The organism is Bradyrhizobium xenonodulans (assembly GCF_027594865.1).
Classification (GTDB): Bacteria; Pseudomonadota; Alphaproteobacteria; order Rhizobiales; family Xanthobacteraceae; genus Bradyrhizobium; species Bradyrhizobium xenonodulans.
In genome coordinates this window covers 6,730,810-6,757,099 of record NZ_CP089391.1, presented here as the reverse complement: position 1 = coordinate 6,757,099, position 26,290 = coordinate 6,730,810, and the positions used below count along the sequence as shown (strand labels likewise).

General features: G+C 60.4%; 30 protein-coding genes, 1 tRNA gene and 2 pseudogenes. 20 read left to right on the top strand and 13 right to left on the bottom strand.

Features of this window, described 5'->3' with window-relative positions; translation table 11 throughout:
- Positions 1–17: 17 nt before the first annotated feature.
- Complete coding sequence (locus I3J27_RS32215) at positions 18–743, top strand: E2 domain-containing protein (RefSeq protein ID WP_270162903.1); 726 nt, start codon at positions 18–20, stop codon at positions 741–743.
- Positions 744–1,339: 596 nt separating this feature from the next.
- On the opposite strand, the gene I3J27_RS32210 is transcribed toward I3J27_RS32215, so the two are convergent.
- The 3 genes and pseudogenes from I3J27_RS32210 to I3J27_RS32200 all read right to left on the bottom strand — a co-directional run bounded on the left by I3J27_RS32210 (position 1,340) and on the right by I3J27_RS32200 (position 2,406).
- A complete protein-coding gene (locus I3J27_RS32210) occupies positions 1,340–1,669 on the bottom strand; it encodes a hypothetical protein (RefSeq protein ID WP_270162902.1) in 330 nt (109 codons plus the stop codon).
- Between the two features lie 101 nt (positions 1,670–1,770).
- Positions 1,771–2,018, bottom strand: a pseudogene (locus I3J27_RS32205) (hypothetical protein); the annotation flags it as partial.
- A gap of 10 nt (positions 2,019–2,028) precedes the next feature.
- Complete coding sequence (locus I3J27_RS32200) at positions 2,029–2,406, bottom strand: hypothetical protein (RefSeq protein WP_270162901.1); 378 nt, start codon at positions 2,404–2,406, stop codon at positions 2,029–2,031.
- 250 nt (positions 2,407–2,656) lie between these two features.
- On the opposite strand from I3J27_RS32200, the gene I3J27_RS32195 reads away from it, so the two are divergent.
- From I3J27_RS32195 to I3J27_RS32165, 7 genes are all read left to right on the top strand, one after another.
- Positions 2,657–3,928 carry a metallophosphoesterase gene (locus tag I3J27_RS32195; protein WP_270162900.1) on the top strand — a complete coding sequence of 424 codons (1,272 nt, stop codon included), beginning with the start codon at positions 2,657–2,659 and terminating at the stop codon, positions 3,926–3,928.
- Complete coding sequence (locus I3J27_RS32190; RefSeq protein WP_270162899.1) at positions 3,928–5,031, top strand: GTPase-associated system all-helical protein GASH; 1,104 nt, start codon at positions 3,928–3,930, stop codon at positions 5,029–5,031. The genes I3J27_RS32195 and I3J27_RS32190 overlap by 1 nt, the downstream gene beginning before the upstream one ends.
- Positions 5,032–5,079: 48 nt before the next feature.
- A complete protein-coding gene (locus I3J27_RS32185) occupies positions 5,080–6,036 on the top strand; it encodes a TRAFAC clade GTPase domain-containing protein (protein ID WP_270162898.1) in 957 nt (318 codons plus the stop codon).
- Positions 6,033–6,923, top strand: coding sequence for a TRAFAC clade GTPase domain-containing protein (locus tag I3J27_RS32180; RefSeq protein WP_270162897.1), 891 nt, complete (start codon positions 6,033–6,035; stop codon positions 6,921–6,923). Before I3J27_RS32185 ends, I3J27_RS32180 begins: the two co-directional genes overlap by 4 nt.
- Positions 6,908–8,953 (top strand): GAP1-N1 domain-containing protein, encoded by a 2,046-nt coding sequence (locus I3J27_RS32175; protein WP_270162896.1) that lies wholly within the window; start codon positions 6,908–6,910, stop codon positions 8,951–8,953. Before I3J27_RS32180 ends, I3J27_RS32175 begins: the two co-directional genes overlap by 16 nt.
- Before the next feature lie 243 nt (positions 8,954–9,196).
- Positions 9,197–9,745, top strand: coding sequence for a hypothetical protein (locus I3J27_RS32170; RefSeq protein WP_270162895.1), 549 nt, complete (start codon positions 9,197–9,199; stop codon positions 9,743–9,745).
- A 60-nt stretch (positions 9,746–9,805) separates the two neighbouring features.
- Positions 9,806–9,958, top strand: coding sequence for a hypothetical protein (locus I3J27_RS32165; protein ID WP_270162894.1), 153 nt, complete (start codon positions 9,806–9,808; stop codon positions 9,956–9,958).
- A gap of 165 nt (positions 9,959–10,123) precedes the next feature.
- Here the strand turns inward: I3J27_RS32165 and I3J27_RS32160 are convergent.
- Positions 10,124–10,199, bottom strand: a tRNA-Ile gene (locus I3J27_RS32160).
- A 153-nt stretch (positions 10,200–10,352) separates the two neighbouring features.
- Here I3J27_RS32160 and I3J27_RS32155 point away from each other — a divergent pair.
- The 3 genes from I3J27_RS32155 to I3J27_RS32145 all read left to right on the top strand — a co-directional run bounded on the left by I3J27_RS32155 (position 10,353) and on the right by I3J27_RS32145 (position 11,815).
- Positions 10,353–10,493, top strand: a complete 141-nt coding sequence (locus I3J27_RS32155) for a hypothetical protein (protein WP_270162893.1) — start codon at positions 10,353–10,355, stop codon at positions 10,491–10,493.
- A 156-nt stretch (positions 10,494–10,649) separates the two neighbouring features.
- Positions 10,650–11,093, top strand: a complete 444-nt coding sequence (gene ybgC, locus I3J27_RS32150; RefSeq protein WP_270162892.1) for a tol-pal system-associated acyl-CoA thioesterase — start codon at positions 10,650–10,652, stop codon at positions 11,091–11,093.
- A 464-nt stretch (positions 11,094–11,557) separates the two neighbouring features.
- The gene (locus I3J27_RS32145; protein ID WP_270162891.1) at positions 11,558–11,815 is read left to right on the top strand and encodes a hypothetical protein; all 258 of its coding nucleotides are present in this window, start codon (positions 11,558–11,560) and stop codon (positions 11,813–11,815) included.
- Between the two features lie 317 nt (positions 11,816–12,132).
- Here I3J27_RS32145 and I3J27_RS32140 read toward each other — a convergent pair whose 3' ends face one another.
- The gene (locus I3J27_RS32140; RefSeq protein ID WP_270162889.1) at positions 12,133–13,668 is read right to left on the bottom strand and encodes a Fic family protein; all 1,536 of its coding nucleotides are present in this window, start codon (positions 13,666–13,668) and stop codon (positions 12,133–12,135) included.
- A gap of 640 nt (positions 13,669–14,308) precedes the next feature.
- Complete coding sequence (locus tag I3J27_RS32135; RefSeq protein ID WP_270162887.1) at positions 14,309–15,169, bottom strand: alpha/beta fold hydrolase; 861 nt, start codon at positions 15,167–15,169, stop codon at positions 14,309–14,311.
- A gap of 61 nt (positions 15,170–15,230) precedes the next feature.
- Between I3J27_RS32135 and I3J27_RS32130 the strand changes: the two genes are divergently transcribed.
- Entirely contained in the window at positions 15,231–15,551 is a 321-nt protein-coding gene (locus I3J27_RS32130; protein ID WP_270162885.1) for a hypothetical protein, read from the top strand.
- 200 nt (positions 15,552–15,751) lie between these two features.
- On the opposite strand, the gene I3J27_RS32125 is transcribed toward I3J27_RS32130, so the two are convergent.
- Positions 15,752–17,008: a glycosyltransferase gene (locus I3J27_RS32125; protein WP_270162884.1), complete on the bottom strand. Its 1,257-nt coding sequence runs from the start codon at positions 17,006–17,008 to the stop codon at positions 15,752–15,754.
- 574 nt (positions 17,009–17,582) lie between these two features.
- Here I3J27_RS32125 and I3J27_RS32120 point away from each other — a divergent pair.
- Positions 17,583–18,023: a YbgC/FadM family acyl-CoA thioesterase gene (locus tag I3J27_RS32120; RefSeq protein ID WP_270172928.1), complete on the top strand. Its 441-nt coding sequence runs from the start codon at positions 17,583–17,585 to the stop codon at positions 18,021–18,023.
- A gap of 281 nt (positions 18,024–18,304) precedes the next feature.
- Here the strand turns inward: I3J27_RS32120 and I3J27_RS32115 are convergent, their stop codons facing one another.
- Positions 18,305–18,475 carry a hypothetical protein gene (locus I3J27_RS32115; RefSeq protein ID WP_270162882.1) on the bottom strand — a complete coding sequence of 57 codons (171 nt, stop codon included), beginning with the start codon at positions 18,473–18,475 and terminating at the stop codon, positions 18,305–18,307.
- A 1,024-nt stretch (positions 18,476–19,499) separates the two neighbouring features.
- Here I3J27_RS32115 and I3J27_RS32110 point away from each other — a divergent pair.
- Entirely contained in the window at positions 19,500–19,775 is a 276-nt protein-coding gene (locus tag I3J27_RS32110) for a PilZ domain-containing protein (protein ID WP_270162880.1), read from the top strand.
- 160 nt (positions 19,776–19,935) lie between these two features.
- Positions 19,936–20,181, top strand: coding sequence for a PilZ domain-containing protein (locus I3J27_RS32105; protein ID WP_270162879.1), 246 nt, complete (start codon positions 19,936–19,938; stop codon positions 20,179–20,181).
- A 116-nt stretch (positions 20,182–20,297) separates the two neighbouring features.
- Here the strand turns inward: I3J27_RS32105 and I3J27_RS32100 are convergent, their stop codons facing one another.
- Positions 20,298–20,471: a hypothetical protein gene (locus I3J27_RS32100; protein WP_270162878.1), complete on the bottom strand. Its 174-nt coding sequence runs from the start codon at positions 20,469–20,471 to the stop codon at positions 20,298–20,300.
- 115 nt (positions 20,472–20,586) lie between these two features.
- Here I3J27_RS32100 and I3J27_RS32095 point away from each other — a divergent pair, with 115 nt between their 5' ends.
- Positions 20,587–20,949, top strand: coding sequence for a hypothetical protein (locus I3J27_RS32095; RefSeq protein WP_270162876.1), 363 nt, complete (start codon positions 20,587–20,589; stop codon positions 20,947–20,949).
- 1,114 nt (positions 20,950–22,063) lie between these two features.
- Positions 22,064–22,288 (top strand): hypothetical protein, encoded by a 225-nt coding sequence (locus I3J27_RS32090; RefSeq protein WP_270162874.1) that lies wholly within the window; start codon positions 22,064–22,066, stop codon positions 22,286–22,288.
- 18 nt (positions 22,289–22,306) lie between these two features.
- Here I3J27_RS32090 and I3J27_RS32085 read toward each other — a convergent pair whose 3' ends face one another.
- From I3J27_RS32085 to I3J27_RS32075, 3 genes and pseudogenes are all read right to left on the bottom strand, one after another.
- On the bottom strand, positions 22,307–22,555 hold the full coding sequence (locus tag I3J27_RS32085; RefSeq protein ID WP_270162873.1) for a hypothetical protein: 249 nt from the start codon (positions 22,553–22,555) through the stop codon (positions 22,307–22,309).
- 744 nt (positions 22,556–23,299) lie between these two features.
- Positions 23,300–23,725: pseudogene (locus I3J27_RS32080) on the bottom strand (hypothetical protein).
- A 19-nt stretch (positions 23,726–23,744) separates the two neighbouring features.
- On the bottom strand, positions 23,745–23,966 hold the full coding sequence (locus I3J27_RS32075; RefSeq protein ID WP_270162872.1) for a hypothetical protein: 222 nt from the start codon (positions 23,964–23,966) through the stop codon (positions 23,745–23,747).
- 105 nt (positions 23,967–24,071) lie between these two features.
- Here I3J27_RS32075 and I3J27_RS32070 point away from each other — a divergent pair, with 105 nt between their 5' ends.
- The 3 genes from I3J27_RS32070 to I3J27_RS32060 all read left to right on the top strand — a co-directional run bounded on the left by I3J27_RS32070 (position 24,072) and on the right by I3J27_RS32060 (position 25,426).
- Positions 24,072–24,233: a hypothetical protein gene (locus tag I3J27_RS32070; protein ID WP_270162870.1), complete on the top strand. Its 162-nt coding sequence runs from the start codon at positions 24,072–24,074 to the stop codon at positions 24,231–24,233.
- Between the two features lie 231 nt (positions 24,234–24,464).
- Positions 24,465–24,881, top strand: coding sequence for a YbgC/FadM family acyl-CoA thioesterase (locus tag I3J27_RS32065; RefSeq protein ID WP_270172927.1), 417 nt, complete (start codon positions 24,465–24,467; stop codon positions 24,879–24,881).
- 77 nt (positions 24,882–24,958) lie between these two features.
- On the top strand, positions 24,959–25,426 hold the full coding sequence (locus I3J27_RS32060) for a nuclear transport factor 2 family protein (protein ID WP_270162869.1): 468 nt from the start codon (positions 24,959–24,961) through the stop codon (positions 25,424–25,426).
- A gap of 105 nt (positions 25,427–25,531) precedes the next feature.
- Here the strand turns inward: I3J27_RS32060 and I3J27_RS32055 are convergent, their stop codons facing one another.
- A complete protein-coding gene (locus I3J27_RS32055; RefSeq protein WP_270162868.1) occupies positions 25,532–26,251 on the bottom strand; it encodes a type 1 glutamine amidotransferase in 720 nt (239 codons plus the stop codon).
- Positions 26,252–26,290: the final 39 nt, after the last annotated feature.

Sequence of the window (26,290 nt, the reverse complement as noted above, 5' to 3'; positions counted from 1 at the left end):
TCGATCGGTTGGCGCCGGTGGCCCTCGACGCGATCGCCGACACTGTTCCGCCTTGGGCCGAATTCCGCCGGATCGGCACTCGCGCAGCCGAAGTGGACGCCGTCCTCGTGCGAAGCAGCGGGGCTTTCACCCGGTTGTTCGAGCTGGAAGTCCTGCATCTCGCTGCTGAGGTGACGGTGTACGAACGGGTCAGAGGCAAAACTCTGCCAACGTTTTGTCCTGAGCGCCACATCAACGCTGACGGTTCGTTCTGCCTAGGTCTTCGGGCCGGCCAGGGGATCAACTCGGCGACCGCGGCGACCTGGTGGACGAAGCTTCACGCGTTCCTGCTTTGCCAAGAGACCGCTGCGGAGGCCGGACTTTGGCCTTCCGGCGCCCAGCTCTCCCATGGCGATGCGGGCGATATCGAGTTCCTCGCCGAGCAAGCGGCGGCCGAAACCGGCGCCAGTGCCGCCTATCGCGACGCCGTTGAGTTCGGTATCGGCCCGATCGCGGCGGGACTTTCCAGGATCAACAAGGCGACCGGACGCTTGCGGAACGGTCGGAGTCCCTGCCTTTGCGGCCGCAAGCACCGGACCGGCAAACCGCTCCTCCGACGGGAGTGCCAGTGCCTCGGATGCCCGATAGAACTCGAGTTCGAACGACGCGCAGCGGTCGACCGCTTCTGGCGCTCGATGTCCAGTTTGCAATGTTGCGGCACCATGCTCGAATGCCCGCTAAAAGCAATTGCCCGGTCGAGCTAAGCGCGCTTAGCTCGGCAGTGATCTGCGTGACCTTCCGATAACTGTAGGAGGGCGCCTTAGCCGTGGGCAACGCCGCCAATGGTCTGGCCCTCTCTCCAGAACCTGTATTGGCAGTCGATCCATATGCGGCTCGCGCTTAAGCGAGGCGCTTACTGCGTAGCGCGAAATAACGGTAGGTGACTTCTAAACCACTTATCATCAACTTTTACCTCTTGTTCTTCTTATAATTATTACCGGCGGCGGCGTCGCTGGTGGGCCCGGCGCGACGGGATATCGACGGTTCGTTAATTTTGCTGCGTTTTCGTTCTTTTTCGTTGGCGTTTGTTGTCCTTATCCAATCGTTACTGCTGCGGTCGCGGGAGTCCAAAACCTGCTCGTCGTCTTGATGCAAGCAATCGCCACCTCTCCGAGTTGGTCGCGTGCGGTTTTTGTGCACGAACGTTCTACGATTTTTTACGATCCGTTCTCCCGACGTTGTCTTCAGTTGCATTCTCTCCCGCGCCTTCTCGCACTGTCTGACGCCAGTTATTGCTGGCGTGACCGCGAGGCATCGCGCCTGCGCCATCGCACGATGACCTCCTGTCCGGACGACGGGGCTACGAGACCTTCACCGTTTTGATAAAAGCGACGCGGCTGATGCTAGAAAGGAAGTCGAGTTCGCGTTTGCTGACGCCAGCGGGGAATAAATCAGCCTGAATCGCTTCAAAGAGCTTGTCGATCACCGGATGTTTTCGGCCCAGCTCGATCAACTGTCCGCCCAAGGTGCGCAATCCAGCAACCAGCGGGTAAATAAAACCATAGGCAAGAGACGCCAGCGAGATTCCCGTATCCAGATTGTCCAGGGATATGAGACCGGCGGGACGGCCATGACGGCGAAGGGCCGCATTCAAGTTGCGGATTTCGTCGGCCCGTTGTTCTTCGGTCATGTCCGCAAGCCGGCTAAACAGCGCCCGGCCTCGGTTACGCATGACCGGTCGATCAGTTGCGGCAAGTATTTCCTCAATGGGAATCTCAGGATCAAACTCGAATAACCGCCGTTGACGGCCTGGTCGATCGTGGGAGATGGGTCGATGGGCTCTCCGTCGGCCCACATGCGCTCATTCCAGGATTCGCACAGGAGCCGGTCCGCCGTCCGGATCAGAGCTTCGCCCTTGGCCCGGGCCTCCGCCGACTGCGCCGCCAGGATGGTCGTCGTCGCCCGGGCCCGGCCGAGTTCCTTCTGCAGCGCCTTGCGGTCGCCTCAGAAAGCGGGGTGGGATGGTGCTTCGGCGCCATCCGGTCGCCGTCAATCGAACGACGGCCAGCAGCCGTCTTCCTCATGGCGCCCAGTCCGGTTCGTGCACGTGTCGTCCAGCAGACGCTGGCCGACGTCCCGCCAGACCGCCTCCGGACCGTACAGCCGGACTGCATCCATCTTCTGCATCTCGACGGTCCTGCTGCAGCGCCGGCATGACAACCTCAGTAAGTGCTGAGGAATTTGGCTTAGCCGCTGCAGACGTCCGGACGTCTTGGGAGGCGGATGGCCGCCGTCGGCCCCCGCGTCGTCCAGGAGCGCCTGCCAGTATTCGGGCGGCAGGTCGCCGTCCGGAGCCAGGGAACGCGCCGGCGGCGCGCTCCTGGCGACGGCATGGGCCATCTTCTCCATTTGGGCCTGGCTCGGCATGCGCCAGCTCGCAGGGCGATCGGTCATTTCCTGATTAGAACATATCAAGAACATGAGAGTCGAGTATGGGCGGATGTTTTTCCCGAGACTGTTGTTGACGGGAACAGCGCTATCGCCCATCTATGATGCTGTAGAGCCAAGCGAATTTCAGAAAGTCCATTTGCCGAAAATGTTGTCGATTCCCGAATAAGTTGTAGAACTTGCTCGGTAATCGGTGACAGGGAGCGTCTTCGGAATGCTTTTACTTCATTTGTCGGACATTCACTTCCGCCACCCCGTCTGCAATTCCGAAAGCGATCCAGACCGACCGTTTCGGACGAGGCTGATCCAGGATGCCCGGGAGCGGGTAAAGACGCTGGGCCCCGTTGAAGCGATCCTGGTCGGCGGCGACATCGCCTTCGCTGGCAAGCCCGAGGAGTACCAGGCGGCTCTGAAGTGGCTGTTCGAACTGGCGGACGCTTGCGGCTGCGATCATTCGCGGATCTACGTCATCCCCGGCAACCACGATGTGGACCAGGACATCATTAAGAAGGATGTCTCAGTGCAGAACGCGCAGCGCGCGATCATGATTGCCGCCAACAAGGAGCGAGAGCTGCTGCGGCAGCTGCAGCACGCGGAAACTGGACCGGCGCTCCTGAGGCCGATCAGAGCCTACAACGATTTCGCGGGCCGCTTCTCGGCCGCAATCTTCGCGCCCGAGCGCGTCTTCTGGAAGGCTGACCTGCCGCTTGCGGAGGGGGTGACGCTACGCATCCACGGCCTGAACTCGACCATCCTGTCGGGGTCGCATATGCCCGAGGGGCGGAACGACGTTGAGCGAGACCTCTACGTCGAGCCGCGCCAGACGGCGCTCGATCCGGTCGACAATGTCGTGAATCTCGTGATGTGCCATCATCCCCCGGACTGGCTGACCGACGCAGACCGTTTCACCGACGACGTCAAGAACCGGGCGTCCGTGCACCTGTTCGGCCACAAGCACCGCCAGCGGATCGACCGCGACCCGAACTACGTGACGTTCTCGGCCGGCGCGGTGAATCCGGATCGGCAGGAGAAGGGCTGGAGTCCGGGCTACAACTTGATCAGGCTCGCCGTGAAGGCGGAGACCGCCGGAGAGCCGAAGCTGGCGGTCGAGGCGTACTTGCTGGAGTGGCAGATGAGCCCGGAAGGATTCCGGCCGATTCTCGATTACGGAAAGGACGTCCATTTGTGGGATGTTCGGCTCCGGAATATCCATCCTGTTCCGCCTGCTGCGGCGGTGGCGGCGGCACCCCCCGTCGCGAACCGGCCGTCGGATGGCATGGAGGCCGTCATGTCCGAAGATCGCGCCCGGAGCATCGTACTTCGCTTCTGGAATCTCGATATGAGCGACAGGCGCGACATCTCGCGTAAACTGAAGCTGATCGAGCCCGCCGAGGCGAATCTGCCGCTCGCCGAACGGTTCGGTAGGGCCTTGTTGAGGGCTGGCGAGCGCCGCCAGCTCGATGAATTGGATCGGGAGATCCAGAAGAGGGAGAAGCGCTGATGGCCGAGGCGACCGTTCCACCGATGAGGGACGAGTTCCCGCGCTGGTATCGCGCGGTCGACCTCGCCGAGAATCGCACGAAGCTGGAAGCGAGATGGAAGGGCGTTTGGTCGCTGGCGAAGGCCGCCGATCGCACCGCCGTCGAGACCATGCTTGCCGTACTGCTGAAGACCAAGTCGCGACCGAATGACCAGGCCTTGGCATCCTTGCGCGGTCACTTCAAGGCCGCCGACGACCTGTTCGAGATGTCCGGAAACGATCGCGAACTCGAGGTTCTGAGCGGAGCCGCTTTGGCGACCGTTCTCGACAGCACGACAGACATCGCGGCCTGGGCGGCGCTGTCGACCTTGACCGCGCTCTTCGCCGGCGCGCGGCGGACCGACTTCCCCCACGACTTCGCGGGGGCATCCGAGGCGACCATCGCGAGGATTTCGGACGCTCGCCGGAAGCGGCCGGACATTGGGCGGTTGAACAAGGTCGGGGACTTCAGTCTGGAAGCGGACCTTGTCGAGAAGATCAAAAGGGACGGCGTGACGCCGGACCACATGGTCGCGGCAGTGAACGCCATCGCCGGCCAGGCGCAAGCGGTTGCGCGCGACATCGCGGCGAAGGCCAACGATACCATCAACGCGCTTCACTGGAACGTCGTGATCCAGGATGAGGAACTGCAGTTGCTCTGGTGGCTTTACGGCGCGCGCAGCAAGTCGCTCGATATTCCCTTCGCCGACGTGCCGCCGGACGCGCAACCGATCGTCTTCGCGACCGAGGTCGCCAATTCGGTCCGATTCATTCCGGGGCCGGAGTCGGCGAAGCCGATCCTTTCGCGGGCCGGTCTGAAGGAACGCAGGAAGTCCGGTATTGCCGCAGCGATCAACGCGGTCGATATCGAGCTGCTTCGTAGCCTCGTCGACGGGGTCGCGCCGGCGCCTGTCGTCCGCCCACTCCATTTCGCCGTTCTCCGCAAACTCGAGGCTGGCGACGATACGTCCTGGGTCGCAAATTGGTCGGCCGTGACCGGTATCGAAGCCGACGCGAGCCTGCCGGGCGTCGAGCTCGGCAATCTCTTCTATCGCGAGCGGCTCGGCCTGAAGTTCGGGGGCTAGGCGTTGGCAGAGACCGCAGCAATCCAATGCGCGAATCCCGCGTGCAAGGTGAAGACCGACGGCCGTTGCGTCGAGGGATTAGAGAAGAACGCCTGCCCGTACTACGGTAAGCCGCTCGCAGCCACGGCGACGGCTGGGGATACGCCGGCTGAACGACACGGAATCGTTCTTCCGTCCGGAGATCTTCTGGACCAGGAGGAGGCGTCGCAGCTGCTGCGTAGGGGCGATTCTCGCGTCATCGCGGTCGTCGCGCCCAAGGAAGCCGGCAAGACGACGCTGATCGCCTCCATCTTCGAGCTATTCCTTCGCGGCCCGATTGGTCCGTTCGAGTTCGCCGGATCGCGCACGATGTACGCGTTCGAGCGGGCGAGCCATCCCTCGCGCAGCGTTTCCCGCAACGCTCGGCCGGAGACGGAGCGCACGCTGCTGACCACGGTCAAGTTCTACCATGCGGCGTTGTGTCGGCCCGGCGGAGCCACGCTTGATCTCGTCGTCGCGGACCGGAACGGCGAAGATTACGGCGCCGCCCCCGACGATACGGGCGTGGTGCGGGAATTCGTCGAGATTCATCGGGCCGATACGATCACATTCCTGGTCGACGGCCGGCAACTGGTGGATCCCGTGACGCGGAGCAGGGTCGGGGCCGACATCCTCGCGATCGCGCAGGCGCTGGTCGACGGCGGCGGAGTCATGGGACGACCGCGTGTCGCCATCGTTCTCACCAAGTTCGACGATATCGCGCGGTCCGCCGACAAGGGGCGTTCGCGCCGCGATTTCGAGAAGATCGTCGAGAAATTCCATGCGCTGCACGCGAGCCTCTTCGGAGAGATCCGGTCATTCGAGGTCGCGGCATGTCCTTCGGACGTTTCGTTGCCGCTTGGGCACGGCGTCGCCGATCTGTTGGCCTATTGGGAAGCGCCGGTTGCGCTGGTAGTTCCGAAGGCTGCTTCTCACGTGTCGTCGTCGACGAGGTTCATGAATCGATTGCAGGGGGCGCCCGAATGATCGAAACCCCTCGAGGATCGGTCGTCATCTGCGGCCTGCCGGCGTCCGGAAAGACGACGTTCCTGGCTGCGTTGTGGTACGTCGTGTTCGACAGGCGTGATCCTAACGCACGCTTGAGTTTCGAGACACTGACCGGGCTTGACCACTCGCATCTGAATGCGATCATGCGCCGCTGGCTCGAGGCCAAGGAGCAGATACACACCGAAGTCGCGTCGGGTAAGATCGTCTCGATGAACCTCAGGGACGGTGCGGCACGCAAGGTCCGGATGACGTTCCCCGATCTCTCCGGAGAGTCGTTCCAGGAGATCTGGGAGACCAGGGAGTGCGATCAGCGGTTGGCAGAGCTTCTGCGCGATTGCGATGGCATCATGATGTTCGTCAATGCCGACAAGATCAAACGCCCGATCGGCGTGGCCGAGACGACGCAGCAGGCCGCGGGACTGAAGGGTGGTGCGGCAGCGGCCGGCACGCCGGCGAAGCCCAAGGAATGGCACCCCAAGGATGCTCCGACGGCCGTGAAACTGGTGGAGATGCTGCAGATGTTTCGCTGCGGCGCCTTGAACGCTCCGGCGACCCGTCTCGCCCTGATCCTTTCGGCATGGGACACGGTCGAGCCCGAGAACGTCACGCCCGAACAGTATCTGGCGAGCGAGTTGCCGCTGCTCGATCAATATCTGCGTAACGGTCCCGATCGCTGGGACGTGCGTGTCTACGGCCTCAGCGCGCAGGGCGGGTCGTTCGAATCCGAGGAGATCAAGGACGACGAGGAGCGCAACGAGAAGGTCGCCGAGATCCGGGCTCTCGAGGACGCGTCGGATCGTATCAGGCTGATGAAGCCCGAGCTATCGAAGGATCTTACGGAGCCGATCGCATGGCTCACGGAGTAGGCGGCCGCGTACCGCTGCAGCAGACGCTCCACGGTTATTCGGAAGGCCATCGCCTGCTGGCGTCGTCCATCGACCTGCCGTCCCGGGATGCGAAGACGTTGCTGATGATGAGCGACGCGTCGGGACCGGCGGCGACCATCGGTGCGGAGGGTTATCTCACCGGCTTTCCGCTGGTCGAGAGCGGACACTACGCGCTGGCCCGCACGTGGCCCGCGCCTGAGTTGCCGCGGCCCGGCTGCGTATGGACGCACACGATCCTCATCGATTTCAGCGACATCCCCTCGCTATCGAGCGCAGGCGGCCTGTTGGATCTCTTCCGACGACCGAGGGGCGACGAGAATTCCTATCGAAGCCCGATCGATCACTCGTCGTCCGATAGGTCGGATGGTTTCGGCGTGCCCGGTGATCTCGCGAAGCGGATCCTGTCGGGCATCTATGGCGAACCCGCCAGGCCGATCGTTTCCGCGGCCTCCGACGGCCCGACGCGGGATGCCTTGGTTCTGGCGATCTGGGCACAGCAATGGCCGCGCCTCAGACGTGCGTTCCGGTTTTGCACGCTGTCGTTCGCCGACAGGTCCTCCGCGAACGCGACGTTCGATCTGCAGTTCCTGCCGGCTTCCGGACGGGTGAGACCGACGCAGTTCAAGGGAGCCGTCGACGCCGACCGTCGCGACTTCGTCGCGAACGATTGGCTGGAAGACGCGGTGTCCGACCTTGCGCAAGGGGCCCACGGGAGCCTGCGCAACTTCCTGCGCGCGGCGGGCAGCGACGTTGGTGGCCGCGAATCGTTCGAGCCTCTGGCGGCGCTGCACGCGCTTTCGCTGCAGTTCGACTCCGACCCGACCGCGGTCGAACGCGCGATTGCGCTGTTGGAGCGGACGATGGCGACCGATCAGGGGCACGCGGCGCGTTCGTCGATCGTCAGGGCTGCTGCGGCTGCGGCCGACCGGATCGGAGCCGAAGGCCAAGAGTTCGTCGTGCGCAACTTCGCCCTCATCGACGCGACCGAAGCCCCCGCCGCCGCCGAACGCGTCGGCAGCGCGATTTGGCGCCGTGATCCGAAGACGCTGTTCGACATCCGATCCGACCCGTCGAAGAGTGCGATCGCCGAGCGCGCGATCGCGGCCTTGCCGCCGGCGTCGCTGATCGAGGGCGTGTCTTCGACGCCGACTCATCTGTTCGAATTGCTGGAAGCGAGACCCGACCTTGCGACCGAGCCAGCGTTCTGGTCGCTCCAAGGCGCCTCTGGATCGGACGTGCTCCGGCTCGTCGGAAGTTCTTCCGACCGGGCCGACGACACGATCGAAGCCATGATCGTGTCTGGCGGATCGCTGGCACGGGCGGCTCAGACGGTCTTTGGAAGCGATCGGGTCTTGCGGAGACTGCTTGCGCGCTCGGGCGATCTAGCCGCCGATGGCGGAAATCGATCGGAGTGGCTTTCGGCGGTCGCGTCGGATTCGGATGCGGTCGCGCGCGTTCTCGTCGAGGAGTGGCTCGACGACGCGCAGACGCTCGAAGCGATCGCTCGCGCGGTATCGCCGGACTCGGTCCCGAACGCCTACGGAGACGATCCGTGGCTCGTCGCCATCAGGCGTCGATCCGCGCCTCTGGAGAATGCATATCTGGCGTCGTTTCTGCTGATCCGCGCCCTCGGTCGGCGCACGTTGCAGAGCGTCGACCTGGTCCAGGCGACGTTCGACATCGTCTACGACGCGGCTGAGAAGCGGACGTTGCCGGACGATGCCTGGAGAATCCTCGATCGCCGGCTCGACCGATCTTACTGGTGGGAGGACTGGGACAAGTGCGTCCGGATCCGACATACCGTCGTCAGCATGTACCTCGACCGCGGGATCGATGCGCTCGCTTTCGTGAGGATTACTGAACGTGATGACTTCTTCGTAGCCCTGATCGGCGCATTGTCCGAGAAGTACGGAAGCCAGCGATACCTGAAGTGGATGAGGAATCGCATGGGAGACGTGGGTATCGGCGGCGAACGGCTTCGGGTCGTCAAGCACGCGATCTGGTTCTGATACCGCCACTAGATCCGAGGCAGCAAAATGCGCCTCAGTTCGCTCTGGTGCGTTTTGACGAGGCGGTCGCAGACTCGGTCATCGGAAAAAATCCGCTACCTTTGGAAAGTCGGCTGCATCGAACTCCAAAGGTTTCGTTCAGGAAGAGTCGAATGGTATACCGTCGGGATAGCCGTCGGCGGGCCGGCTTAAAGATCTGGAAGGTAAAGCAAGGCAGAGCGGCCCTAACGAAGGGGACGCCCGATGCCGGCACTGGCGGATGGAAGGCTCGCGACCTTGGTGAGGCAAGTGATGCCGCCGAGAGCGCAGAAGTGGATCGTGCAAGTCGTCACGGATCACAAGGACGCTTGCGCGATGTTCAACCGAAACGTTTTGCGTGTCCACTGGACATGGCCGACCGCTATCCATGCCGCCGGCATGCATTCGATCCTGAACCACTATCCGTTGAGCCTGAAGAAGGTGCCGTCTCAAATTCTTCGAGGCTTGTCGTCCCGAACGATCGTCGACGTCTGGCAGGCTTGTACGATCAAGAGGGGCTATAAGGGACGTCTGTCCGAGAAGCGGGGATTTTTGGCGCGCACCGCAAGCCGGGAAATCGCATTCGCCAGCAACGCGGCGGCGGCGGAGTTGGATGCGCTTCGCGCTGCCAGGCGGGCGATCTACGAACGATCTCGCCAAGTGAAGATTCGATCCCAGCGGGACGAGGACTATCAAGGTCTTTTGACCAAACGTCTGTCCAGCCGAAAATACGACGGCGCTTACCGCGTCCCGCTTTCGCACTACAAACGGTAGCTGCCAAAGCAGACGACGGACGCTTTCAAGGTCTACGGAGAAAAAGGCGTCCCGCTTATTGTGATCGAAGGCGAAGCGTTCGATCTGGTCCCGTCGCTGGACCACGATCTGGCGGACCTGGTCTACCAGTTGGACTGCGATGTGCAGTGTGCCCAGAGCGAGGCCGACGACCGGTCGGTCGACCAAGCACTGACGCGTCTAGCCGATCTCTAGCGCGATCCTTGCCGACGCCGCCTGGCGTTGCCGGCGATAATCTTCCGCAACTTCCTTGTCATCCATACTCAATGACCGTCCTCCGATCGAACGCGACTTTCATGCTGCGGTTTCAACCGACGAGTTAACGTAGTCATCTTGATGTCGTCGTCGTCGGCTGGAGGCTGGTGGGCCCGCCTGGATTCGAACCAGGAACCAGACCGTTATGAGCGGCCGGCTCTAACCATTGAGCTACAGGCCCCCGCCGCGGGCAATCGCTGAAAGGCGGCCGGACGGCGTGCCGCGATCGTTTACAGGGTGGCCGCCATTCCGGCAACCCCATATCGCTTCGAACGAACTAGGGTCTTGCAAGCAATCCGCGGTTAGCGTGGCCGAGCCGTGCGGGGGGACGTCAATGCATGACTGGAAGAGCGAACTCGATGCGCTCGTCGCTGAAACAATGGCGTTCGCCGATTCGCTGAAGGTGGAGATCGAGCGGCCCCGGCCGCAGCCAAAAGTAGTCGACGAGCAGGTTGGCCTCAGCGTGCCCGACTAGCGACGCCATCGATACTGCGCGCAGTGCACGCCGGCATTCATGTGGCGGCGCTGAGCTTCCGATTGCAGGAGCCAAGCTCGAGATTTTTGCCGCTTGCTCAGAAAAGCGCCTCTGTGCAAGACAATGCTTCCTGAAGCGCAGCAGAGGAACCGCACCGTGACAGCCACTCTTGACGGCCAAATTCGCGGCGGACGCCATCACATGCAGGTCCGGGTCTATTTTGAAGATACAGATTCCGGCCAAATTGTTTATCACGCAAATTTTTTGCGGTTCATGGAGCGCGGCAGAACGAATTACTTGCGCCTGCTCGGAACCAATCAGCAAGCACTGCTCGAAGAAGCTCGGAACGATGCGCCCGGCTTTGCCTTCGTCGTCCGTTCGATGACAATCGATTTTCTAAAGCCGGCGGTCTTGGACGACGTCCTTGACGTCGTCACGCTCCCACAAGAGGTGAGGGGCGCGTCAATTGACTTGCTACAGGAGTGCAGGCGCGGAAGCGATCTCCTAGTTATGGCGCGTGTGCGTGTGGCGTTTGTCGCAGGCGGAAGAGCGCAGCGCATTCCCAAGACGCTGCGGCTTGCTATGGAAGCGCATAGATAAAATCTGCTCCTCGTTCACGCCTTGATCGTCCATCGACCCAATGAAAGCAATCCACTAGGATTCTGTTGCGAAATCGTCAAACCAGTGTTTCCCGCTCTTTCATACGACACCGCACCCGGGGACACGATCATGCACGCTCGCCGACGCGCGAAGCAAAGCCGCCTCGAGCAGCTCCGAGTCGGTCGACCGCGGTGTCACGTTAGATATCGCCGGCTCAGGGACAGATGGTAATTCTTTATATATGTTTGCCCAAGATGGGGCGCTGAACTGAAGTTGGAGTTTAGGGGTAAGTCTTGGTCGTACCATCTGCGAACAAGACCTTACGGATAGCGAAGCGTGTTTTTAGGTTTGCGAAGTTCTCGTTTTTGAGTCTGTTGTGCTCGTCCATGAACTGATTGTATTTTATTTGACCCGTCCAATTGTAGGTCGCGCCGTCATTGATTGAATCGTTGATAGCAAGCTTCGTGGATATCCCCAAAGACAGTTCAGTGTTCATTAGTGTCGGGGCAGACGACAAGCGAGGTAACCAGGCAATTCGTGCGTCGAAAACTGAGGTGAGGAAGCCGTGGACGTACATCGAAGTGAACGAATCTCCGATGGTGGTATCACTCAGACGGTTCCATGACTTCATGGAAGACCCCGAAACATTCGCGCAACAGATGATCCGCTGGATCGAGCAGGAAGCCGACGACGTGAACGCCTTCGTGAAGGGTTTGAAGTGAACCTATATTGTGATCACGACGAGTTGCCGCTGGAAAGCCTTCGAGAGGGGCAAGAAGTGGCGAAGCAGGTGCAGATCTATCAAAATTGAAGCTCGGACGCAGGCAAAGTTCGTGCGCTAAGGCCAATCGTCGTAACTAATAGACCTCCCAGTAGCGAGGAACTATCGTCACCAATTCGGCCCTTTGCGAGGTTCGCAACGAGCACCTTCCCCTCGTCCATTGCTTGTCGGACACGCAGCTTCTTTTCTGGAGCCGTCAAGATGCGATTAAGCATAGGGTCCGCGAGAAACGCCCCGACCTTGTTCTGGATAGCCATGCTACTCCGTCTTCGGAAAAGAATCTTTGTACAACTGCTCGATCTGTTCGACTTCTTCTGGGGTCAGCCGAGCGAACTCGTTTTCTCGCGCTCTCTTCGAAAGCCTGCCCTGATTCTGCCTGAGAAAGCCGAACAGGTTGTTGAGCGTCCGCTCCGGCATATCGATCATGTTCTCGATGCCCGCGCGGAACGCGTCGAAATTGCGCAGGAAGTCGGTTTCGTTGGGCAGGTCTTGCTCAATCGTTTGGCGCACGCATTCGTACAAAAACTCTGCGTGCGGCGTTGCGTCGAAGAACCGATAGAAGTCGGCGGTATTGTTCAGAACCTTTACGTTGCCTTGCTGCGTGGCTTCCCACTGGACGCACGGAAGCAGCCTGCTGGAATAACTCTCCAATACGCTCTTGTACTCGGTGATCCTGTCGAGGATGGCCGACGACACAGGGAAATGCAGTCCGGCTGGATTAAAGCCGCGCCGCGCCAGAACATGATGCATAAGATAACGATGGATACGTCCATTCCCGTCTTCGAACGGGTGGATGTAGACAAACCCGAACGCAAGCACCGCTGCAGCGATAACAGGGTCGAGATCGTTCTCTGCGCTATGGTCGAAGGCGATTAGCCCCGCCATAAGGGAAGCAATATCCTCGTGGCGCGCGCTGATATGGTCCGGAATAGGCCGCTGCGTTTCGCGGTCATGCTCGCCGACGAAGCCGCCCTCCTTGCGGAAGCCGAGCTTCACGAAACGCTCGTCGCCGATCACGATGCCCTGCAGGCGAAGGAACTCCTGCTCGTCGAGCGGCGCTCGGCCTGCCTCGCCGATGGCGCGGCCCCATCGCTGGATACGATCCTGGGGTGGCCTTTCGCCTTCGATCACGTAGCTGGACTTTGAATCCTTCAGCAGCAGAAACGCGGCCGTGCGCGCGAGCAAGTCCTTCGGAACTTCGCTGACGACCGCGCGTGCGCGCTCCTTCCAGTCCTGTGCGATAAACTCGTTCAGCGCAGGAGTCTTAAAGACAAGCGGACAAAATTCCGGCGTGCCGGGAAGGTTGTTGCGGACGCGATGCCGAACCGAATTCTCCCCGGTTCCTCCGAACTGAAGTTCGGTGTCGACGGCATCCACATATGAAACCTTGTCTGCGGCAGGCAGCTTGAGCTCATGGCCAAGCAGCCACTCGTACAAAAACCAGATGCGGCGGGTATAGAGGCCGGTGGGCTTCTGGCGGACGAGTTCGGCGATTTCTCCTTCCTTAACGGCTAGGAAGAGCCGCTTCAGAACGGCAAGGTCCAGTCCCTCGTTCTTGAGGGCAAAAGTCAGGTGCCCTTCAAGGGAGTCCTCGGGAGCATGGCGCGGGGTAAAGATGCGCCAGCCGCCTTGCTCGATGATGCGGTGCTTGGTGCCAATCGCTGAAAGGGTACGGGGAACCGGAACAGTCAGCTTATAAGCATCGATGAGGGCAGCGTAGCCCGCCGGTGCGGCCGTTTCGGGGAGCCTTCGGTCGTGAAAAACGTTCACCGGGCCTGAAAACTGTATGCTCACTCGAAAATCCTATGAAAAACGTTCTCCAGGCACGAATTTCCTTCACGAAAACCCCGCCTAATTGAATTTCAATCTTATCTCATGAAAAACAATCCCTCAAGAATATTTTCGTGAAAAATATTCACCGCCTACTAAGCGCCTGAAAAAAGCGGCCGGGCTAACCTACAGAGCACCTGTCTTGTTAACCTTGCCATAGCGCTGCCGGATCGCCGCCGGCCGACGATGCCGACACAGCCGATGTTCGGCAATAACGAAACCGGCGCCGCCGACGCATGCGCTCGGCGGCCTGTTCGGTCGCCATTTCCTGCGCGCGCCAATCCAGCTTTTGCCGCCGGCCTGTAAATCGGCGTGGGGTCCGAGCGCCGATCGGCCATCCTAAGTGCTTGATCAACTTCGTATCGACGGGGTCAATCTTGCGCTCCGATTCACACCCAATGAAAGCAACCCGTTGGACTTCTGTTGCGACATCGACATCCAGGCTCTACCTCCGGGCTTTGACTTCACATCAACTTCGATGGCGCGGCTTGAACTTGTATGACGCCAACTTTGCGTCTCGGGCACCGCATCTACCGGAACGGATCGTCATTCCGTTGCCAGGCAAGACCGCTTCACATGGCCGGATCTGCTCAAGGCTTCCGCGTCAGTCTCTGCACCGGTGGAGGCCGACGGTTAGGAAGCGATCGAGCATGGCATTGACCTGATCTGCAACCTCGATCGTGTTGTAATGTCCGGCGAGCATCGTCTTCGCTATGACCAGCTGTGGACAGATCTCCTGGAGCCGATCGAGATCGCGCGCCATGTTCACCAGGGGAACATCGGCCGAAATATAAGCCATGGGAATCCAGCAGGCCTCTGCAGCCGGGACCGGATCATAGTTCAGGATAGCGTTCCGCATCATTGAATGAGCCACATGCTGTGGCGTTCTCTCGCAAGGCGGAAGTACATAGGTTTCGTAGATCATCTTTCGTCGGGCAGGATCTTCGAAATCGCAGCCAAGTTCCCATGCGTTCGCCTTTAAGACCACCAGATAGTCGGGCCCGCCGATACCCTCCAGAAGCGCTCGAACTCCGGGAGATTCGCGCAAGATCGGGGGCGGCATGATAATCGTATCGATCATTACCATGCCTGAGGCCAGATCCGGATAGCGGCCGCACAGTTCGAGCGCGATCCGGCCTCCCATGCTGTGGCCAATCACAACCGGCTTGTGCAGTTCCAGTTGAGCGCATTGCCAGGCGATGTCGTCCGCAAATCCTGCCATGGTATAGTCTTGCTGGGGTGCATCGCTGGAGCCGTGACCGCGAAGATTGACGGCCACGACGCGACGGCTTTGAGAGAAGTGGGCGATCTGGGGCGTGAAGATGCCGTGGTCACCTGTCCAGCCATTGACAAGGATCAGCGGAGGGACTTGCGCGGCTACAGGTCCGGCCTCAACATGTGCCAAACGCACACCGTCGCGGCTCAACAGAATGGGCCTCAACTTGTGATACGAGATCACGGTCACTTTCCTCCTGAACTGGACTTGCCTTCCGTGGACTTCGGCTCAGCCTTCGACCGGAAGAACGATGCCCACGCAAGCGGCAACCGACAACAAGCAGAAAGCAAACATCACTACCGCCATCGAAAATACGGAATGCCCGTCGATTGCGCTGGACGAAGCGGCCCCGATCATTTGCACGAAAGTTCTTGCGGCACTGATGGACCCCACGATTTCCGGTATCCGCCGCAGTGCCTCCTTCGTGGCATACGGCGAGATCAAGCCACAATGCGACACCGACCATCACCAACACCACGACAACAGCCGATTTGCCTCCCATCAGGAGCAGAGATGTGGCCAGGATAGTCGAGAGTGCGAGCTCCACCTTAATCACTTGCGCGGGCGATAGCCCCCAACCGCTGAGTTTCCTGCTGCCCCGAGCGCCGGCCATGACCGACAGCGAACTTGGTCCGAAGATCACACCATATTCATACGGCTTGAGACACAGAGCATCGATGAAGAACAGGGATGAGCCGGTGAAATAAGCAAACATGGATCCAATAGCCGCTGCATTGCAAAGGATGTTGCCCACGCAGACGGGACCCAAATTCATGAGTGGCTACGTCGCTGACGTCCGACAGCGGCGAGAAGCTCCATCTCGTTGACAAGGCCAGATGTATCGATATCGGCTTTAATAGCCTCGCCAAGCTTCCGGGCCGCGACTTTGAATTGCGGTTCCGTGATCAGCCGGTTTATGGCTGCCGCAATATCCGGTTCAGAAGCCGTCGGCCCCAATCGAAGTCCCACCCCCTTCGCCTCGACCCGCGCAGCGTTGGCCAACTGGTCTCGCGCCATTGGCAGAATGAGTTGCGGCAAAGCGTTGATCAGTGAACGGGTGACGGTGCCGTGGCCGCCTTGTGATATGACCATGGAAACGTCCCTCATGATGGAGTCATGGGGAGCACCGCGCATCAAATGCACGTTCTGCGGAGCTCGAAAGTCGGCCACGTCCAGACTCGGACCTGTTGTAAACACAGCGTCGATGTCAACCTTTCCGACGGCGTCGATGACGCGCTGGAACAGATCGCGCTGGTTCTGCGCACCCGTGCTACAGGCGATCAGCGCGCGAGAACGATCAGGCTGCCCGGGCCATGGAGCCTGCCACGACTTGGACCAATTCGGCACATCGAGCAACGGTCCAATATAGCGAAAGTTGTCCGGAAGAGAGGTGGCTTCGAAGTCAAAGGCCCGACTGGTCGCGAGCAGAACTCGGTCAGCCCGGTCGAACAGATCCATAACGTCAGGAAGAACGGGAAGTCCGCAATCAACGCGGGCCCGATTGAGGATAGGAAGAGACGCATTCATCGCGGCATCGAGAGCGGCACAGGCTGCTGCCACCTCGGCGTGCTCCTCTGGCGTTTTCGGCTGGCCCAATCCGGACGTAGCCGGCGGCATTCCCGGCAGGATCCGAAGGCTGACGTGAGGCGAAAGAAACGCGAAAGGTACGCCGGACGCTTCCGCCCCAAGTGCCGCTCCGAACAGAAAATCGAGGCTAAGGACGGCATCCGCTGGTAAGCGGCCAATTTCGTCCCAAATATCTGTCGCGTAAGCAGAGCAAGGCTCAAAGACGACCCTGCGCATCCGATCTCGCAGGTTCGAGACATCTGTTGGATCCGCAGCCTCCCCGATGGGGGCGCTTCGCCATGACACGAACTCGAAATCGGCGGCGTCGACTTCTGCACGCATGGCGGGGTCCGCAATGATCCGAACATGGTGACCATGCCCGCGCAACCGCCGGGCCGCGGTGAGCAGCGGACTGAGGTTTCCCAACGTGCCCCACGAGGCGAGGAGAAAACGGTAAGACATCACAGAAGTTCAACTCCTTCGCTTCAAAGAAGGCGGCGCTGTCGCCACTTGCTAAGATCAGCTGCGCGCGTGCGCGGACCTAAGAGGGCCGCAACGTGCCACGCGACCACCCAGTGCGGCGCACGCCTCACCCACATAGGTGCCCCCGCGTTACGGGCGGCCGGCCGCCCCAAGCGCTTCCACGGACTGATTTACCACCACGGCGCACCACTACGAGCCCTCTTAGCTTTGTGAGATCTTCGATCTGCCTTGACTCCGATCTGTTTCGGCCTGCCATCAAGCGAAGTGGCGCGGCTCTCGAAAAGCACGCTGACTGAAAGCGTCACGAGGATGCCCGGGCTTCATGCGTTCGAAGACATGTATCTCTCAATGCTCACATGGCGTGGCACTCAAATGTGAGTTGCCAATGAGCAATCGACGCGCCTGCGGGGGTGTGGCTTTTGTCAACATTTTTCAAGCCTACAACCTAACGCAACGTGAGATTCAAGCTGTTTTTGTTGACTCTCAGAACCTCATTCGATTTCTGCCGCGAGCGAGGTGCATGCTCCCGAAGTGCGATAGGAGGAATCTTCCTGTGACAGGCTCTCTTGATGGCGAGATTCGCGACGGTCGGCATCAAATGCGCGTCCGCGTTTATTTCGAAGACACTGACTCCGGCCAGATTGTTTATCACGCCCGTTTTTTGCGCTTCATGGAACGCGGCAGAACAAATTACTTGCGTTTGCTCGGGATGAATCAGCAGGAGCTCCTGAAAGAAGCGCGGAGAGATGTGCCGGGCTTTGCCTTCGTTGTCCGTTCAATGAGTATCGACTTTCTAAAGCCGGCAATCTTGGATGACCTGCTTGAGGTTATCACGGTTCCAGAAGACGTGAGGGGCGCGTCGATTATCCTGCTGCAGGAATGCAGGCGTGGAGGCGATCTTTTAGTCACGGCCCGCGTGCGCGTCGCCTTTATCTCAGGCGGAAAGGCGCAACGTATCCCGAAGGCGCTGCGGCTCGCCATGGAAGGGGCGTAGAAAAATCTACGCTTGTTCACGCTGTCGCCCTCCAACGCCCCAACGGAATCAAGCAGTAGTATCCTGTTGCGATATCGTCAAACCAGAGTTCGCGCTTTCACACGACACCGTACCCGGGAACACGATCATGTACGCTCGCCGACGCGCGAAGCAAAGCCGCCTCGAGCAGCTCCGAGTCGGTCGGCCGCGGTATCACGTTAGGTATCGCCGGTCTTCAAGGTCTCGGCGCGCGCCTCCCCTCTTGCCGCGCTTCTTGGCGTACGAGCGACATGCCTCCCTATCTACCTCGCCCAACATTTTTGCCCCCACCACTCGTTCAACCGTTCGATCCGCTTCTTGAACTTGCGGATATCGGGGATGGTATCTTCGCGCTCGCTATCGACATTGAAACGGCCGCCAAGCTTGTCCAACTGCGCGTCCAAATAAATCGAGAGAACATCCGCGATAGCCATATCGTCTATGCGGCGAATTCGTCGCTTCGGGGTGTGTTTAGAGCTTATTATGTAGTCTCTTAGCTTTTCCTCCGCGTGCGACAATGGGCGACACAGTGGGATCATCCCGATCGCCGCTGGGCACTGAGCGAGGCATTGATGACAATAGTGAATTCGGTATGGGATGCAGCTCGCGAGGCGCGACGACCCGGCCAATACATCAACGCTGGCGGCTATTGCGGGACGATTATCTGCAACTAAGGCGGCTATTGCCGCAGACCCCGTACAGGCGTTTGATTGCTCCCGTCCTGTACCAGTCGGGAGCGCAATCAATGGCCGATGCAGTCATGCTGATCTGGATGCGGCAATCGCCGCCGCGTACGGCTGGGCGGCTGATATTCCCGAGGAAGAGGCGCTCGCGCGCTTGTTCGCGCTCAACCGACAACGAGCCGCATCATAGGTCGCCGCCTTGTTGCCCGCGAATGGTCAAGAGCGCGCCTGAATTGGTTAGCGAATTGTCAATCGGTAGTCGGCAGGCTTGCCGTCAAGCGCCGCCTGATCAACCCCCAGCCCAAAGGCAGCGCCAGTGGTGGCCGGCGGCCGTGACGCCGCCGGCCATTCCGCTCCGAAATCAAGCTAGAGGCTCAGCCCTAGGCCTGCATAAGGATGCCGTCGAGCGCGTCCGCAAACGTGCCGACAAGGACCTGATGAGGCCGTGATACTAGGGCGCGCCCGGCAGGCGGTATACGGCCGTGTTTAGCGCTTCCATAAGCAACGAGGGCGGTCCAGCCGAAAGAGCGGCGGAACTTTCACGCGGTGGTCGAACGTCTGCGCCTCAGTGCATATCGAGCGCGCGAGCGCGGCGCCACGGACGCAGCAAGCACTTCGCGCCGTGCCGAGTACCGGCACATTCGGCTCCGCCGCGCGGTCGGCTCTGGCGATAGTCAACGTCGTCAGACCGTTAAGAAACCGTTACTTCCGGCGGGATTTGCTAGACGGCTAGCTTAAGCTCGTCTTGATGTGGAGATGCTATTCAAGGCGAGCCATGGAACGACGGATTGCAAGACGTCAGAGGGTGTTCAAGGCGGGCAGGCTGACATTCGCCGGCACCACTGTCGACTGCATCGTTCGCAACCTGTCCAGCGAGGGCGCTCTAATTGAACTGCCAACGTCGGAAGGCGCGCCGCATGAATTGATGCTCAGCCTGCTAACTCACAGGCTCAATTTCAATTGTTTTGTGGTCTGGCGCGACAACAAGCGTTTGGGCGTCGTATTCGGCCCCTCAGTTGTCCAAACTCAGCAAATCAGTGCTACTGGATGAAAGATCGTCAACCGGGTCGATGGGAGCATACGCTGCACGCCTACTTAACCACGCAACCGAACTGTCGTCTCGGATTAATCTATCGTCAGTCGTTCCTCGCTCTACTCTCCACACCGCCGACAGCATCTCCGCCCCCTAGACGAGAATGAATGTTTGAGACATGGAAGAGCGTCGCAAAATCGAGCGTACGGCGGTTGACGAAATAGCCTACGTGACGGGCGATGGCGCGAGCATCAGATGCCGAATGATCAATGTCTCCTCGCACGGATGCGCGATTGAAATCCGCGACCCCGCGCTGATCAGGGCGACTTTCGACCTTATGATCGAGGGGGATCGGATCTACAGGGATTGCCAACTTGTTTGGATATCTGGCAACCGCGTGGGCGTGAAGTTCGCTGACGAATAATCCGAAATCGGCAAGCGATGTGCAGTTAGGAGGCGACTGAGGACAGCGGCTGCGTGTGATGCCTTGCGGGGTCGCCGCGGAGCGCCGGCCAGTCCGGGCGGGACGGCCAACTCGCCTCACTCGTAACGATCGTAGATACCGCTCTGACCGGCCGCGCTCTCTGCCAGCTTGTCCCACTCCGCGGCGAGACGCAACCAACCTTCCTTGTCTGCGTCGCTCTCAGCTTGGGCTGCTAGACGAGGGCATTCTTCGGCTTTGCTCTTGAACCGGTCGGCTTCCGATTGGGACACGGCATCTCCTATCCTTTCGTAACTTGCAACGATCGACAGGCGTTCCGTTCTTTACGCAGCGTGGAACAACTCAGCCCTGATCGTAGTTTTTGTCCCGGTTCCCGTGGAGTTGCGTATGCGTCAATCACCGTCGATTGTGCCGCTCGACCGGCTGGACCGTGACGTCTATCTTGTGCTCGAAGATCTTGGTGCGCGGGCCGGGTGCGCATGGCGCGAGACAGATGAACAAGATACTGACCTTGAAACGGTCCTACGTCACCTTCTCTCCGGGCAGTACACCTATCCCGTTCGGATCGTGGCGTTCAACGCGATCGAAGGATGGTCTCGGGACGCGACGTCGGACGTGGCCGATGCAGTCGCTCAACGTGCAACTGACACGGATGCCGAGATTTCGTCTGCACTGCACGCTTTCATCGAGGCGAACGCGACCAAGCGGTTCGACCTACAACTTACGTTACCGCTTCGCGGGGCGGCCTAAGGCGCAAGGGTCGCGCCGCTGACCGATCAATGCATCAACGGCGGCGGCTGGGGACAGGCCGCTCAGTGAGTGAGAATGAGATAGAGGCACGCGGCGACCAGCAATGCGATCAAGACGGTATTAGCGTTCGCTCGATGCATGGGTTCCGGCATCTCAGACCGAGGACCTCTATGGGCTTAGGTGACGGGGCGACGGGCGGGGCCGCGTCGCTTTCTGAGCCAACCGCGCCTAGGCAAAACTATCGCTGCGGCCCCGCGTTCCTTTCGTATGAGACCAGGATCGTGGCCGCCGGCGCCTTCAGTTGCATGCCGTCGCGGCCGGTGCGCTTTTCAACTGCGCCATGTGGCGCAGTTGTCTTCCGTGTGCGCCGGACGGTGTTGCTACAGACCCCGATCTCAGCCGCAATAGCTCGGTCCGACTTCTCCGGGTTCGCCGCGATTGCCGCTTCCGCACGCTTCCCGGCTGCAAGGTAGCGCGCGCCGCAACGGAAAGACCTTGTGACATTCAAAGCGACCGCGATGTTGGCGCGACGGACCGAACATTTCGCGCAGCACTCTGAAGCTGTCGCTTTGGCGCGTGCGACCTAACTGCTCGCCTACTTCGTCAGCTGTGGTGCCCCTGCCAAAGAGCGAGAGCAATCGAGCCTCCTCCTCGGGCAGCCAAGGTCTAGAAATGCGGCTGTTCGTCATCACAAGGCCTATCAAGGGCGATGCGGCGCCGGCCGCCGGGCCTTATCGGGGATGCGCGGAGGCGTTTCTACCCGCGCCGGCGCCGGCAATCGGCTGGGCCCAGGCAAACGATTACCGCGCGTCATCCACGCGGCTAGCCGGGTAGCTTTGCCGGATGGCCGGCTGGACCAAGCAGTGTCCTCGCGATCCATGCTCCGATGATAATCTCGAACGGTTGAGAAATGATTTCCGACATTTACCGGCGGGGCTGGCCTCAAGATTTTGCGTCGCCGGCCCGTACGATGCCGGGGAACGTGCGGAGCCAACGGTAACACGTCTGAAACTGATCGCGACTAGTCTCGTCATAGCGCTTCGAAGCGCGATACGCATGGCATGAGGAGCCCGCTCCCCGTTGGTGAGCGGGCTTCCTCTTTTGATCGACAGAGATGCGCGTTAACAAGATCACGTGGGATAAGATCGGCCGGGTGACCGAGCCGGGCCGCTACAGGTGCTTTTTCGGCTATCTGACCGTTACGTCAGACGACATCGAAGTGTGGGAACGCTACCCCGAGGCCACATTCACTCTGATCGCGATCCCCACGACGGAGCAATCAATCGGCGAAGATTATCGCCTCGGGATATTTGACATCGGCGGTCCTGAGCAGGAATAGGCGGATCGCCGCCGGGCTTTACGCCGCAATTTTTGTCGAACTCGCGCGCCTCTCCAAAGCGGCGATCGTCGAAAGGAGGTTGTCGCGTCGCGCTCGCAGGTTTTTTGCGAGCAAGGGGTATGTCGGCTGCCGCGTGTCGAACACACCGGCCTTCGCCTCTTCTTCGAGGATATCGGAATTCATAAGCTCAACGCGCCACAAAAGGTCGGCGATGAGCGCGCTAAGCCGTAGTTCTCCGGTGATACCGGCGTGGGACACTTCCTGCATCGTTTGCCTCATCCTGAAACAGGCCTTCGCCAAAGTCCGCCCTTGCCTTCGATCAGAGCAACGGACGTGCCAAGGCAGCGTTTATCAGGCCACCATAAACCTCCCTCGCTAGACACTCGCCAAGGCGCTCGGCGCCGATCTAGACCGCATGGACAAGGGCGCCGAACTTGATGGCCGTGCTGCCGAGGCCGCTAGCGCTTGTTCCAGAATTAACCCGCCACCGCGACATCAAGCTTAATTCCAGACGTTGATTGCAGCAAAACTGCGGAGCGCTAGCTTCTCATGACCGGACATTGCCCTTAGTCCGGGTCCCCAGTGGCGAAGCCGTCACGCCATTATATTCAGACCGCGAAACTCTCGACCTCATTGAGATGCGTCGCCAACTCACGGCCCTACGTTCGCAACACTCGGACAATCTTGTAATTGCGTCGCTCTTGAACCGCTTTCTTGTGAAGGTGGCATTTCTGACGGAGCCAACAGACTTTGCGCACGAGCAATATCTCCGATCGGAATTAGAAAGAACCCTGATGAAGGTCGAAGAGATCAGTGCACGGACTAAACCTGGTTGAGCCGCACTTCCACGCGCGTTGACGCAACCTCCCGAGACAACTTTAACAATAAGATTGCGTTGCTGCTTCGTGCAACCAGCTCGATGCTTGATACAGTTGGCGAGCGCGCTGATGTATCATGTAGCCAGCGTCTTCGAGCGTAGGAGCCGCGGTGCCCAGAAGCCCATCAGCAAGCCTAGTAGGCCCGGCGCACCACGTGATGTAACCGAGGCTGTTTCGGCGATATCCTGTTGGCAATCGCGAGCACCGACATTTCCTCAGTTTCGAGCGCGATCTTCTGGGCAAGCATAACGTCACCAGCCGCCGAGGGACGTTTTGGAACGAAACACCACCCGACCTTAGGCTGCCCTTCTTCATCGAGCTCCAAAACATTGCTCATAGTGCCTTGGTGAATTCGATACCGTCGGCCAGTGTGAGAACCAGTGACTTCGAAATGACCTTCGGCATCAAATTGAGCGCGCTAATCTGGAGACAGCCATTCTCGCAAAAGATGACGCGCACGCGCTTCCGGGCCATTTTGCTCGTTGAAGCTCCGATAAAGCGCGCGGAGGGCACGCAAACGTGCACCACTGGCGACGCCGCTGCGTCTGAATAAAAACATCTTCCGTGCTGCGACGGTTCTAGCCACCGACCAAGCGCGGATAGAACAGCGTTTCCTCCACTGTTGGATCAAATGACCGTATCACCTTGAGATCGCCGGCCGCTGTCCGAGTAGCAGCGGTAAATCCTTGGCCGGATAGCTTCTTGAAGCGCTGCTCAGCCTCGGCCAGCTGCTTGGGGTCGTCTTGCTCAAAAAAATGTCTGCTGTCGCCTGTGTGGTCCATCACGATCTGGGTAACCATGGAAGAGAACTCCGCTTCCTAGTCTCTGATGAGGTAGAAACCTCGCGCCGCCGGATAGTGTTCCTAAAATTCGGTGTGCCTTCCCAGCGATCAGCCGTCGGTCTGGTGACGCTCGAAATCGACGAAAACCTGATCCGCCGCGATCTGACGCCGGCCCAGCGCGCGAAGCTGATCGCGAAGCGCAAGGCCGCTTATGAGGCGGTCCACGGCCCCGCGCAGGCGGTTGGAGATCGGGCGTCTGCCGCTAGGCAAGGCCGGGCCGGGTGAGGCCGGGCGGGAGCATCCGCCAAGTTGGCGGTTGGTTCATTCACCGCCGACACCGCCGCCAAGACCGCAACGAATGGCAAGGTCTCGATCACAGCGCAACCTGATGCCGATAGCGTTCAGGTAGGGGCACTGAGATCCTCCGGCACGGTGATCAAATATTTCGGATCGCTATGGAAGAGCATAGGCAAATATAGCTCTCGTCACGCTGTAGCCTTCCAACGCCCCAATGAAATCAAGCGGTTAGCCTCCTGCTGTTGCGATATCGTCAAATCAGAGTTCTCCGGCATCGTCTATCACGCCAATTATCTGCGCTACATGGAGCGCGGGCGCACCAATCATCTGCGGCTGATGGGAGCCGAGCAGCAGGCGCTGTTCGAGCAGGCCGAGACGGAAGGCACCGGCTTTGCCTTCGTGGTGCGTTCGATGCATCTGGATTTCCTCAAGCCGGCGCGGATGGACGACGTGCTCGACGTCGTGACCTGGCCGCTTGCGGTGAAGGGCGCCTCGATCATGCTGGCGCAGGAGGTGCGGCGCGGCGATGACGTGCTGGTGAAAGCCGAGGTGCGCGTCGCCTTCATCAGCGGCGGCCGCGCCCAGCCGATCCCGAAATCGATCCGCACGTTGATGAAGGCCGATGTGATTTCGTGATCGAGCGATAGCGGATGGCCACTCGACTCCGCCATGCGCAGCGATAGATTGCGCTCCCGCCAACCGATGAGGCCATCATGTCGCGCCCGCCGCTTCCACCCTTCACCCGAGAGACTGCCGCGCAGAAGGCGCGTATGGCCGAGGACGCCTGGAATTCGCGCGATCCGGTGCGCGTCTCGCTCGCCTATACCGAGGACAGCCGCTGGCGTAACCGCTCCGAAGTCTTCCAGGGCCGCGAAGCCATCGTCGCGTTTCTCACCCGCAAATGGGAGAAGGAGCACGACTACCGCCTGATCAAGGACCTCTGGGCCTTCGACGAGAGCCGCATCGCGGTGCGCTTCCAGTACGAATGGCACGATGCGGGCGGCCAGTGGAATCGCTCTTACGGAAACGAGCAGTGGGAGTTCGATGAGCACGGCTTGATGAAACGGCGCGAGGCGTCGATCAACGACATCATGATCGCCGAGAAGGATCGCCGGTTTCACTGGGCAGCGCCCGGGCCGCGGCCGGCGGATGTGCCGGGGCTGGGGACGGAGCCGTTTTGAGCTCTCGACCCTCATGGTGAGGAGCCGCGCAGCGGCGTCTCGAACCATGCAGGCCCTGCCGCTGCAGCGGGGCCTCGATCCTTCGAGACGCCGCTTCGCGGCTCCTCAGGATGAGGGGATAGATCTGCGCGCCAAGAACCGCGTGATCGCCCCACCGAGCTTCGCGTTGTCCATCGGCTCCGCCAGCGACGCTCGCGCCGTTGCGACGACATCGTCCGGCGCCTTGCCGTCGCGCAGCTCGCAGCACACTTGCGCGAACGCCACGTCGAACTCCGGATGCGGCTGCACCGTCAGCGTGGCGCCGTTGGCGTAGAGCAGGCCGGCGTGCGGCGTGAACTCGGACGAGAGGATCGTGAGCGCATCATCAGGCGGTTCGATGACCTGGTCCTGATGTGAAGCCGCGATGGCGACCGCTTCGCCGCCAATGACGCCATTCTCCGGCAGCACCTGATAGACGTGCCGCCCAATGCCCCAGCCCTTCTCCGATTGGCGCACGGTGCCGCCGAGCGCCTGCGCGATCAGTTGATGGCCGAAGCAGACACCGACCATCGGCGTCTTGTTGGCGTAAGCCGTGCGCACGAAATCTTCCAGCGGCGCGATCCAGTCGAGCCCGTCATAGACGCCGGCGGCAGCGCCAGTGATCAGCACGGCCTCGAGCTTGCCCGGATCGGGGAGCGGGTCGCCATTCGGGATGCTGACCACATCGACCGTGGCCGTCGGGTCCTCGGTGCGGACCATGCGTTCGAACATGTCCGGAAACGAGCCGTGCTGCTCGCGATATTTTTGCGGGACCTGTCCGGTCTCGATGATGGTGATGCGTGCCATGTGCCCCCAAGTTCAAAAGGACAAGGTCGAAAGGTTGCG